10 protein-coding genes are annotated in these 11,845 nt (G+C 42.8%); 3 read left to right on the top strand and 7 right to left on the bottom strand.

The window, feature by feature from the left end; translation table 11 throughout:
- Positions 1–95: 95 nt before the first annotated feature.
- Both CES82_RS04230 and CES82_RS04225 read right to left on the bottom strand, forming a co-directional pair.
- Complete coding sequence (locus CES82_RS04230; RefSeq protein WP_098824080.1) at positions 96–1,307, bottom strand: ABC transporter permease; 1,212 nt, start codon at positions 1,305–1,307, stop codon at positions 96–98.
- Positions 1,300–2,037 (bottom strand): ABC transporter ATP-binding protein, encoded by a 738-nt coding sequence (locus CES82_RS04225; RefSeq protein WP_098824079.1) that lies wholly within the window; start codon positions 2,035–2,037, stop codon positions 1,300–1,302. Before CES82_RS04225 ends, CES82_RS04230 begins: the two co-directional genes overlap by 8 nt.
- A 129-nt stretch (positions 2,038–2,166) precedes the next feature.
- On the opposite strand from CES82_RS04225, the gene CES82_RS04220 reads away from it, so the two are divergent.
- The 3 genes from CES82_RS04220 (at position 2,167) to CES82_RS04210 (ending at position 3,956) form a co-directional block, all read left to right on the top strand.
- Positions 2,167–2,604, top strand: a complete 438-nt coding sequence (locus CES82_RS04220; RefSeq protein WP_098824078.1) for an HIT family protein — start codon at positions 2,167–2,169, stop codon at positions 2,602–2,604.
- A gap of 14 nt (positions 2,605–2,618) precedes the next feature.
- Positions 2,619–2,945, top strand: coding sequence for a hypothetical protein (locus tag CES82_RS04215; protein ID WP_098824077.1), 327 nt, complete (start codon positions 2,619–2,621; stop codon positions 2,943–2,945).
- 120 nt (positions 2,946–3,065) lie between these two features.
- Entirely contained in the window at positions 3,066–3,956 is an 891-nt protein-coding gene (locus CES82_RS04210) for a peptidylprolyl isomerase PrsA (RefSeq protein WP_098824076.1), read from the top strand.
- A 77-nt stretch (positions 3,957–4,033) separates the two neighbouring features.
- On the opposite strand, the gene CES82_RS04205 is transcribed toward CES82_RS04210, so the two are convergent.
- The 5 genes from CES82_RS04205 to CES82_RS04185 form a co-directional block, all read right to left on the bottom strand.
- The gene (locus tag CES82_RS04205) at positions 4,034–5,011 is read right to left on the bottom strand and encodes a 3'-5' exoribonuclease YhaM family protein (RefSeq protein WP_098824075.1); all 978 of its coding nucleotides are present in this window, start codon (positions 5,009–5,011) and stop codon (positions 4,034–4,036) included.
- 37 nt (positions 5,012–5,048) lie between these two features.
- On the bottom strand, positions 5,049–7,703 hold the full coding sequence (locus CES82_RS04200; RefSeq protein ID WP_098824074.1) for an ATP-binding protein: 2,655 nt from the start codon (positions 7,701–7,703) through the stop codon (positions 5,049–5,051).
- Positions 7,684–8,913 carry a metallophosphoesterase family protein gene (locus CES82_RS04195; RefSeq protein WP_180245658.1) on the bottom strand — a complete coding sequence of 410 codons (1,230 nt, stop codon included), beginning with the start codon at positions 8,911–8,913 and terminating at the stop codon, positions 7,684–7,686. Before CES82_RS04195 ends, CES82_RS04200 begins: the two co-directional genes overlap by 20 nt.
- 78 nt (positions 8,914–8,991) lie before the next feature.
- Positions 8,992–9,333, bottom strand: coding sequence for a YlbF family regulator (locus CES82_RS04190; RefSeq protein ID WP_098824072.1), 342 nt, complete (start codon positions 9,331–9,333; stop codon positions 8,992–8,994).
- Between the two features lie 245 nt (positions 9,334–9,578).
- Positions 9,579–11,699 carry a transglycosylase domain-containing protein gene (locus CES82_RS04185; RefSeq protein ID WP_098824071.1) on the bottom strand — a complete coding sequence of 707 codons (2,121 nt, stop codon included), beginning with the start codon at positions 11,697–11,699 and terminating at the stop codon, positions 9,579–9,581.
- Positions 11,700–11,845 lie beyond the last annotated feature (146 nt).

The following is an 11,845-nucleotide window of genomic DNA, read 5'->3' as shown; positions in this document are numbered from 1 at the left end:
ATTTCCATTATAAAACGACGAACTTGATACAAGCCCGTCGTTTAAGATTACTGTTCATTTTAGGCAAACAAACCAATTGAGTCAACTGGTTTTTACTACTTCTTCTTTCTTAGACGTAACGGCAAATAGTATTGAACCATCAAAACCACTTCAACAAGTTCAACCGCAAACGCAATCAGTCCAACCATCCAATCTTGATTAGCAACGAAGATCATCACCAAGAACAGAATCGCGGTGATGCCAATTAGCGAAAACATCAGGCGTCTAAAGCTGTTCACTCGTTGTTTTTCCTCAACAGGGTATAGATGAGTAAAGACAATATCATCAAACTGCCAATAAAACGGAATCAGCTGGAAACCAATCAGATAGAGGAATAGCGCAGCCAACGCCACTGGCAGCCACGTTCCACGAACGAAGTAGAGCAAAATCATTCCCAGAATCGTCAACCGGGAGTACAAGCCACTGAACTCCCCACTACGAACGATGCCACGGCTGTAAAGATAGAGATACGTGTTCTTTGGCGTAATCTTGACAATGTTCAATAACCAGTCTAAATAACGGCGCCGTTTGGCCACCCCTTTGAGCATGGGAACGTTAGTGAATAAGTTAAAGAATCGGTAGACGCCCATCATTCGATTATTCTCCAACGTAATGGCTTGCCACCAGTCAAACGGTACGGCATTATAACGTTTGTCCGCTACCCGTAAACATACTGCCAAAACGAGTGCCAGCAACGTGCCAACCATCGGCATCCCATACACACTGGCCACTAAAATAATCAACGGTACCACCCATTTAAACCAGACTGATTCTTTTAACCAAGCTGATTTAACCTTAAACCGTCTGGCAATTGCTAAACTGAACAAACTATCTTTTAAGAGTAGTTGTGCAACCGCAATCAAAGCTAAATCAAACACTGGCATAGCATCCGTCACCTGAATGAACGGGAGTAAAACGAACATACCAAACAGCTCGTAGACAACTGCCAAACTTTCGCTGTATGTACGAGCGCCACTCAAATACTGACGAACTTCAGCTTCTTTTGGCAACAGGAATACCACATCAGCGTCCTGAAACAGCGTCGCAAATCGTCCTAACTGCAGCACCAGCAGCAACACGATAACGATTACCGGCTTGGCCCACCAAAGATTCGGCTGCAATTCCTTCAGCCCATTGGAGTAGGCATATCCCAAACCACCAATAAAAATCAGCAACGCAAAAACAAAGTGGTCGTTAAACACCAGCCGCAGGTATTTAAACATTTCTTTTAAATGACTAGACAAACGCTGTCGGTATAAATTATTCATGCTGATCCGCCCTCGTCATTGACATGTAGATATCGTCCAAGGATTCACCCGCATCCGGCAGAGCTTGGCGTAACTCTGGTAAGGTCCCTTCCGTTTTAACTGTGCCATCATGCAGCAACACAAACCGGTCGCAGTACTTTTCAGCGGTGTCCAAAACGTGAGTTGACATCAACACACTGGCACCCTTGGCCTTTTGTTCGTCAATCAAATTTAACAGGTCATGTACCGCCAATGGATCCAACCCTAAGAACGGTTCGTCAATGATGAACAATGGTGCTTCCGTAATAAAGGCACACACGATCATCACCTTTTGCTTCATCCCCTTAGAAAAGTTAGCTGGAAACCAGTCTAGCTTGTTATCTAGTCGGAAAATGCTCAGCAAATGATTGGCCTTTTGCCAAGCTTTATCACGGTCAAGGCTGTACGCCATCATGGTCATTTCCAAATGTTCTTTTAGCGTTAATTCTTGATAAAGGATCGGTGTTTCTGGAATATAAGCAATTTGTTTTTTATAGCCATTTTTATCTTCGTTTAAGGTAAGTCCGTTAATCTTGATTTCACCCTTAAAGGGCGTTAACAGCCCAATAATGTGATTGATCGTGGTTGATTTACCCGCACCATTCAGTCCAATTAAGCCCACAAGCTCGCCATCTTGAACATCAAATGTCACTTCTTTTAAGACGGGTATTTGTGAATAACCGCCGACAACTTTGGTCACCTGAAGCGTCATGAACATCCCTTCATTTCTCTGTAATTTTGGTCAATTGTTTTCATTATATCATACGCCGGGGTGTATGGAATTTTGGAATAATGCGTTATACTTAACGTAACTTTTATGATTTTTAAAGGAGGATTTAAAATGGTTCATAACTATGATGATGATTGTATTTTCTGCAAAATTATTAAGGGTGAAGTTCCAAGTTACACCGTCTATGAAGACGATGATGTTAAAGCCTTTTTGGATATTTCACAGGGTACCCCTGGCCATACTTTAGTTGTACCTAAGACTCACGTTGCGGATATCTTTGCCTATGACGCTGATTTGGCAGCCACTGTTTTCAGTAAGATTCCCGCAATTGCTCGAGCCGTGAAGAACTCTAATCCTGAGATCAAAGGTCTTAACATTTTGAACAATAACGGTAAAGTGGCTTATCAGTCCGTCTTTCATTCTCATATTCACCTTATCCCTCGCTACACCGACCACGATGATTTCGGGATGACCTTTAAGGATAATTCCAGCAAATATGATGAAAAAGCTTATACCGATATTCAAAATGCCATCAAGTCACAATTTTAATTTGAGGTGATGATATGAAACGATTTTTAACCAGTGCCTTATTCACGGCTGGTGCTTCGTTAGCTGTTCACCTTTACCGTAAACAGCAGTCGCCCATGGCTTTTGTTCAGGAAACAGTTGAACATGTTCGGGCTCGTAAGACAGCGCTAAATAACGTTAGACAACAGGCCGCGGTAGTTCAATCACGTTTGGCGAATCTACAAACTGAACTCAAAAAGGCACAGCCAGCCATTGATAGTATCGAATCGGCAGTGGATCAGTTTCAGTTCAAAATTCAACCACATCTGGATGCGATTAATCAGCGTGCAGCCGGTCTAGAGAGCACCGACTCAAATAAATAGAAGTATTCAATTTTTATTAAGTTCCCTTTACAGCTGAAAATTATTTTGAGTTTATGTTATATTAAGTAAGATGTCCCAACGGGATGAAACTAATCTAAAGAAATGGATGTGTTTTCAGATATGAAAAAATGGTTCGTTGCTCTTGCAGGTGTCATGTTAAGCTTGACCCTTGCAGCATGTGGTAGCAAAACAGTTGCCACCACTTCAGGCGGTAAAATTACGGAAAGTCAATTTTACAGCAGCTTGAAGAACACTTCTAGCGGTAAGCAAGTCTTACAGCAAATGATTTTGAACAAAGTGCTTGATAAGCAATTTGGTAGCAAGGTAAAAGATTCAGACGTTACCAAAGAATACAATAGTTACAAGAAGCAATATGGTTCATCATTCAACTCTGTTCTTCAGCAAAGCGGTATGACTGCTTCTCAATTGAAACAGCAAATCAAAAGCAACTTACTTTTGAAGGAAGCTGTTAAGGCTGATACCAAAGTTACCGATGCCCAACTTAAAGATCAATTTAAGAGTTACCAACCAAAGGTCACTGTTTCCCACATCTTAGTCTCTAAGAAATCAACTGCTGAAAATGTTATCAAGCAGTTGAACCAAGGTAAGAGCTTCGCTTCATTAGCTAAGAAGTACTCTACTGACAGTGCTACTAAGAACAAGGGTGGTAAGTTAGATCCATTCGATAACACCGATACTCAGTTGGACTCAACCTTTAAGAAGGCTGCCTTCAAGTTGAAGACTAACCAATACACCAAGACGCCTGTTAAGACTTCTTATGGCTATCACGTCATCAAGATGGACAGCAATCCTGGTAAGGGCACTTACAAGCAACACGAAACTGAATTGAAGAACCAAATCTATGACAAGCGTATGAACGATAGCGCAACCTTGAAGAGCGTTGTATCTAAGGTGCTCAAGAAGGGTAATGTTTCAATTAAGGACAGTCAATTACAAAACGTTCTTGCTGACTACTTGACTTCAAGCAGTTCATCAAAGAGCAGTAAGTAATTCTGCTTTAACCAAAGTATTAAAAAGGATTGAAATCCCTGACGAAAATCAGGAATTTCAATCCTTTTTGTTTTGAGTTATTTTTGATCCTCTTGACCGCCAACTTGTGGCTGATTCGGCCGATAAAATGAACGGCCATCCATGGCAAATAACCGTTCACCGAATTCGCCTGGCGTTGTCTTTTCTACTGCGTTAGTCACCATCATGATTGAAGCATCCAGTTCATCCAATTGGTGCAAAATTTCGGCTTCTAATAGACGTGGCCGAACTGGCGAACCATACTCCAACAAGCCGTGATGAGCTAAAATCATGTGTCTAAGTAAAACGACATCTTCGTTATTTAAATCGAATTTAAGTTCGTTGCAGGCAGAAACAATCTCACCATCCACAATACTAATATGGCCCAGCAAATTTCCCTCCACCGTGTATTGAGTAGAAACGGGGCCGGACAGCTCAATCACTTTTCCAAGATCGTGCAATATGGCGCCCGCATACAGCAACGGTGCATTGATCGATGGATACTGATTGACCACGCTGTGCGCCAATCGCAGAATCGACAGCGTATGGTATGCCAGCCCACCTTGAAACGCGTGGTGATTATGTTTGGCAGCCGGATACGTAAAGAAAGCATCACGATGCTTAGCGATTAAGTAGCGAACGATACGGTTCCAGACCTGGTTGGTGATCTCAAATACCACCTGATTTAATTCGTCTTCCATTTCGCTAGCTTTCATTGGCGCATGAACCACAAACTCATTGGGATCATTGGGTTCATCCGCGTTTGCCAATCTTAAAGAACCAATCTTAACCTGTGGGGAACCCTGGTAATTCTCCCGTTTACCGGCCAGCCGAACCACCCGACCCGCTTTATAACGCTCAATATCAGCAGTGCTGGCATCCCAAAACTTACCAGTGATCTCACCAGACTGATCTTCAAATGTCAGATCAAGGTACTGCTTACCATTTTTAGCCACCCGAACGTTCACGTTTTTCAGGAGCGCCATCAGATTCATCTGTTCACCAACTGCGTAAGCCATTAATTGTTTTTCTGCCATGGTTAATCCCCCTTATTTACACTAATTCTACAGTTTTTCAAACTGACTTTCCAGCATCCAAACGATAGACTTCACTCTCATCTACGAACCCAAGATTATCGTGGTTCGCCGTTAAATAAATAACCTGACTTGTTTGAGCTAATTTTCTTAGCATTTTCAACGCTAACTGTGTCCGCTGACGATCAAAATTCACAAAAGCATCATCAATGATGATTGGCATCGCGATCACATCTGCCATCACTTTAGTGAACGCAAACCGTAACGCGACGTATAACTGTTCTGCTGTACCACTGGACAATTCACCCACGTCGAAGGTCAAATCATCATGACGGATAACTTGAACCGTCTGATCAGTAAATACCATTTGCTTATAACGACCATCAGTTAATTCTTGGAAGAACTGTTCAGCAACCTTAATGATTTGCGGCTGACGTCCCTGTGACGCGTTAATTAGTGTTTGATCGATCCAATTGATCAGAAGCTTCTTTGTTAGCCAATCATCAGTTAATGAAAGAATTTCCGCCTGTAAATCAGCTTGCTGCTGGAGTAAATTCTGATACTTATCACTGGATGCTAAGCGTTCAAGTTGATAGTGTTGCTGACTGGACTGATTTAATAAGTCGGTTTGTTTTTGCTGCTTGAGAGTGGTTTGAGTCTGGATACTCTGGCTGAATTGCTCCAATGCTGCTAAAGACTCAGTGTCATCCAGAATTTCTCTGTCAGCCTGCGTTAACTGAGCATTCAGGACACTCAATCGCTGATCCTGTTCAGCAGTTGCCTGATCTTGCTGGTACTGGCGCTCAAATTCAGCAAATGTTGCAAGGTGGTACTGGACCAATAATTGACTTAACGCGGCCTGCTGCTCATCTAACTGCTGTTGAAGCTTCGTTTGGCGTTGTGTACTAGCGGTCAATGACTCGTTTGCCCACTGCAGTTTCTGACCTTCATCGCGCCTCTCCGACAAGAATTGATGAATTTGCTGCAATTGATAAGCCTGACTGCCTCCCAAACTAATAATTTCACCGGCAAATTGCCATTGTGCCAAAAAGGTACGAAGATTTTGATTAACCTGATTTTGTTGTTCCTGAAGCTGAATTTGCTGGGATTTAGCCGCTTGAAATTTACCAATATCAGCTTGTAAATCAAGCCACCGTTCTGGTGCAAACCCCTGCAGTTGATGTTCAGCACCAAACTGCGTTACTTGGGCATCAGCATCGATCAGCTGCTGATCTAGGCTGGCTAGTTGCTGGCGATCTTGATCTAACTGAGCCGACAACAGCGCCATTTGAGAATCAATAGCGGATTGCTGGTTCCCTGAAATAATCGGTTTAAAAATACCGTAACCCGCAATCAGCATACCAAGGATGCCACCAATCGTCCGTGCCAAACCACTTAGGACAAACAAAGCAACCAATACCACACCCACGCCACCAATCAACCACTTAAGATCCATTCCAGAAGTCGAGTCTTTATCTGCTTGTTGTCGTAACTGCTCAAACGTTTTTTGATGTTCCAGCCGTTGATCAGCACGTGAATCCCGTTCGATACTTAAGTGTTGCTGCTGATCGAACAATCCTTCAATTTGCTGCTGTTCACTGGGTGTTAACACTCTAAGGTTGGCCAATGAAGCCCCATATTGCTGGCTTAATATTTCTAGCTGCTGTTTTACAGCCGTAAGCTGATTTTCATTTTGCTGTTGTCGCTGTTCCAGTTGTTCCATGGCTGGCATCTGGGCACTCAACTGATCAATTTGCTGTTGATGACTGATATAAAATTGCTGTGCTTCGCTGGGCATGTGTGCCTGACGCTGCTGCTTAATCGTTACTTCTTGAGCAGCTAAATCTTGTTTCAATTGTCTGATAGCCGTTGCCAGTTGTGTAGCCTTCTGCCAGTCGGTACGACTGATTAACATGGTTGTTTGAACTGGTGAACTGTTTTTTAGTTGCTGATATTGTGGATAGAGCTTAATTAAACGCTGATATTGATTCTGTTGATCCCTGAGCTTTTCAAGTTGCTGTTGAATTTTCGACAGTGTTTTAGCCGTTCTTTGCGCGTCGACTTGTAATGTCTGATACTGTTGGAACTGAGTTTTGGCCGTTTCAATTTTATCAGCCATTTCATCGTATTCCCGCAATAATCGTACTAGTGGCTGAACTCGGCCGCGAGGTTTATATAACTCCCCAGCCGAAGCAGTTAGCTCCTGCGTTAATCCAATCCAGTTTTCACTGCCAATGGCGCCAATTCGCTGGATTCGCTTCACTAAATCAAAGCGGTTCAAGTCGAAAACGGCCTGCAGCTCCCGTTCGCCAAAGCAAAAAATTTGGTAAAATAATTCCTTATTTAAGGGCTGCAATAACTGCGTGAGATCTTCCTTAGATAAGGGCGTATTAGTGGTTAAATTACGGAAGGTCACTTTACCACCGTGAGTACCATCCACTCGTTTTAACCAATAATCATTTTGATTATGGTTAAAATAAAGTTCACCGCCATATTGCGACCCTTGCTTAGGCTGATACATCGCGTAACGGTGTTTTGCAGTTTCAAACCCGAACAACATACTGGAAATGAAAGCAACTAAAGTCGATTTTCCAGCCTCATTTTCACCATACAGGAGTGAAAAACGCTTCGACAGGTCAATGGTTGTATCATGAAACTTACCGAACCCGTAGATTTTAATCGTCTTGATCTGCATCGTTTTCTTCCTCCAAACGGGATTGGGCTAAAAGTTCGTTTTTGGCCCAATCAGTCAAATGACCCGTGGTTTCTGGATTACGCAAATGGTCTGCAATAAACGAATACTGCATGAGTTTACCAGCAGTCATCTCCACGTTATCTTGCGTAAAGACTGTTTTCTGGGCATCTTGCCAATATTCAGCGTCTAGTTTTGCATACTGTACTGGCCGACTAGTTGGCAACACATTAACTTCATAGACCCAAGCTTGATATTGGCGATAACCTTTTTTCTGAGTTTGGTCAAACCGCTCAAGCCAGGTACCATCGTTTAACCGGCTCAGCATACTAGCAGACAATTTTTCAATCCCGGTTAGTCTTAAATCAATTAATTCGAACACAGTCGCTTTTCGCTGCGTCAATGCTGTTCGTACGGCTTCAATCAGACTGGTATCCGTTGTATTCTCATCCACTGCCAGAGTTAGTGACGACCATCGAACTTGATCAACGGGCACAAATTGGCTCTGCAGACGTTTTTCTTGGCTGGTCACGAGCTGGTAACCATGTTCACCGGTTTCCAGTTTATGACGACCCTGAATGGTACCAGCGTAGACTACAGGGGGGGTCTTAGTTAGTACGCTGGGTTTATGTATATGACCTAATGCCCAGTAATCGTAATGCGTCGCCGACAGTTCACTGACCGTAAATGGCGCGTAATGATTAGTGCTACCTTGCTTAACCGCCCCATGCAACATGCCGATTTGAAAGTCAACGGATCCGCGTTCTGGAAACTGCGGGACAACGTCTTGCTCCAGCCATCGGTCAGCATAACTAAAGCCGCTGATAGCAACTCGGGTATGATCTGCAGCTGTCAATGTTTTAGTGGTCACGTCACTGCCAAAAACAGTGACACCGTCAGGCAAATCAAGCTGCTGATCCCCCGTCAAATAATCGTGATTACCAAATGAAACAAAAACAGTGATGCCTGCATCTACCAGACGCTGCAATTGTTCATTTAAAAACACCTGAGCTTGAACACTCTGCGTTTCACGGTCAAATAAGTCACCCACTAATAATACAAAGTCTACTTTTTGTTTGATTGCATCGTTTACCATTGTTTTAGTGGCATTGAACGGTGCTTCGTGAATTTGCTGCCACAACGCTTTGGGTAATCGCTGCAAACCTTCAAAAGGACTGTCTAAATGTAAATCTGCTGCATGAATAAATTTCACAGTCGTCAACTCCTAAAAAAACGCCGAAGAAAAATCTTCGACGTTTTTGATCTATTAACCAACGATTAAACGCCTGTTTTAGTTTTCGTACAGGGCTTGGATTGGTTTTGTAATTTCGCTGTTTAATTTAGCCAATAACTGGTTGACGTCTTTTTCTTTGTCCATCAAATCTTTAATGGCGTCCTTGTCCCTAACTTTTCCGGCAAGGTCCTGTGCCTGCTTCATCTCATCTTCATCAGGCTGTTGTCCCTGCATTTGTTTTTGCTGTAACTTCAACTGCAGTCCCTGAAATTGTTTGAACAAATCATAGGCCTCTGCATCAGCCTTCATCTTGTTATAAGAATTTTGTAAAGCTGTGAATTCGTCAGAACTAGCTAACTCATCGCGTAACTCACCAGCGGTTTTTAAAATGTCTGCCATAAAAGCATCCTCCTGTCTTCAATACTTTCATATTGTATCATGAAATGTTAGAGGGGGAAAGAACGCTGTGTGAGTTTGAGGGTGAGTTTTTAACGGTTAAACATTTCCAACGTCTGTTTATTTTTCTCTAAACGTGTGTCGTGCGGCAGAGACCTGCATATAGTGAAGCCCCACCACAAACCCAAGTTCATGGTTTATGGTGGGGCTTCACTATACTCCGGTCTCTAAACGCCTTACTACACACTCTATTGTCCAAACGTACTCTGCCACCACTTTTTAACGGTGTTCGCAGCGTTATTGGCACCCTGTTGAATCTGATCTCCGACGCTTCCTGCGCCCTGTTGGACGTTATCCCAGAAATTATTATCTGATTTCGAAGCCTTCGCCAACGTTGACGCGTCCTGCGTGTCAAATTTGGTTTGTTTAGTATACGGCAAAATTTCTTCCATTTCAGTCTTAAACAGTGGTCCAACTCCCGTGCCGCTTAAATTTTCCAAATGGTGATCCTTGTTCGTACTGTCAAAACCTTCCCAGGTGGTTAAGACAACATCGGGCGTGTAACCCACGATCCATTTATCACGGGTGGCATCACCGTCTCCCGTATCATCAGCTTCGGTACTCCCAGTTTTACCAGCCACTGAATACCCGTAAGGCTTGGCATCCACACCCGTGCCGCTGTTGAAGACTCCCAGCATCATACTAGTCATCTGTTTTGCAACCTTGGGTGTCATTACCTTATGCGTTGAGACTTTTGGATTATCAACAATGACGTTACCGGAAGCATCCACGATTTTACGAATGTAGTGGGTATCGGTTCGCGTCCCATTATTGGCAAAAGCAGTGTATGCGCCCGCCAATTCCTGAGGTGAAACTCCCTTACTCAAACCACCCAGTGCTAACGCCAAATTTTTGTCCGACTTCGTCACTGGGAGGCCAAACTTTTTAACGGAATCATAGCCTTTATTGACACCAATCTTGTTTAAAAGCCAAACTGCCGGTGCATTCACACTGTTCGCTAACGCTTCATACATTGGCATCTTGCCAGTATAAACATTATTATAATTTTTGGGCGTGTAATGATTACTCCCGTATGAGGTTTTCTTATTTTGCAGTTCTGAATCATAAAAATAGCCGTTTTCAAGTGCTGGCGTATAAACTGCCAACGGTTTTATGGTTGATCCCGGTTGCCGTTTGACCTGTGTCGCCCGGTTATAGCCACGGAACACATGCTTGCCACGACCACCAACAACAGCCATTACACCGCCATTATTCGGATTAATGGCCACTGATGCTGCTTGAACTTTGGTACCATCAACGGCATTTTGAGGGAATAAATAATCACTCTTAAAGTTTGTTTGCAAGCTGGATTGATAATTTTGATCCAAATAAGTGTAAATTTTATAACCATGATTCATAATATCTGATTCGGTTAACCCATATTTGGAAATTGCTTCGTCGATCACCGCATCAAAGTAATATGGGTAACGGTACGAATCCTTATACTGATACGTATCCGCTGTCGCCAAAGGAGTTTGCTGAAAACCTGCTGCTTGTGATTTGGTGATGGCCCCCGTCTCAGCCATTAACCCAAGAACCACGTTGCGACGATCCTTTGATGCCTGCGGATGATCAATTGGATTAAAACCACTAGGTGACGTCAGCATTCCCGCCAAAACAGCAGACTGGGGAACCGTTAAACTCGCAGCATTCGTTCCAAAGTATTTATGGGCAGCATCCTGAACACCCCACACGCCATTGCCAAAGTAGGCGTTATTCAAATACATGGAAAGAATATCCTGCTTGGAATATACGTTTTCAACTTCAATAGCCAGAAAAATTTCCTTTAATTTTCTTGTCATTGTTTGTTCCTGCGTCAAAAAAGCGTTCTTAACCAGCTGTTGGGTCAGCGTACTCCCACCACCACTAATATAGTCTCGATGAAGGAGTTTATTTTTAGCTAACAAGTAAAACGCCCGCGCAATCCCTTTTACGGAAAAACCGTGTTCGTGGTAAAAATTACGGTCTTCTGTTGAAATAACCGCTTTTTGAACGTTAGGCGAAATCTTACTCAGTGGTACATACGTTCCTTTTTGAGCGTACAATGACCCCGCTTTATGATTACTCTTATCGTAAATATACGTTGTTTTTTCCAACTGGGCTTTTAAATTACCGACATTAGCCGTTTTAGCCTGAAAGGTCAAAGTTGCACTAACAACGAAGACCAAGGCCAAAACAATGACAATAAGCCATCGTGTTAACTGATAGCGATGCCAAAATTTGCCAAAATATCTTTTAAAGCTTTGATAGTATGGTGATAACCAAGCTCTAAAGCCCTGTTTTGATGAATTTCCCCGATTATTATTCATTCGTTTCCCTCAACAAGTAAAAGATTTGCACTTTTAATTCTATCATATTATATAAAGATGGCTGAAAAAGCCGTAAATTTTTAACGGAGCTTAAAAAACAAAAAGGCTGTGCCATAAGCCGATATTGGTAAGTATTTCAATCAATT

This window comes from Secundilactobacillus silagincola, from assembly GCF_002583405.1.
In the GTDB taxonomy this organism is placed as follows: domain Bacteria; phylum Bacillota; class Bacilli; order Lactobacillales; family Lactobacillaceae; genus Secundilactobacillus; species Secundilactobacillus silagincola.
The sequence above is the reverse complement of the archived record's forward strand: the minus strand, read 5'-3'. Positions and strand labels throughout refer to the sequence as shown.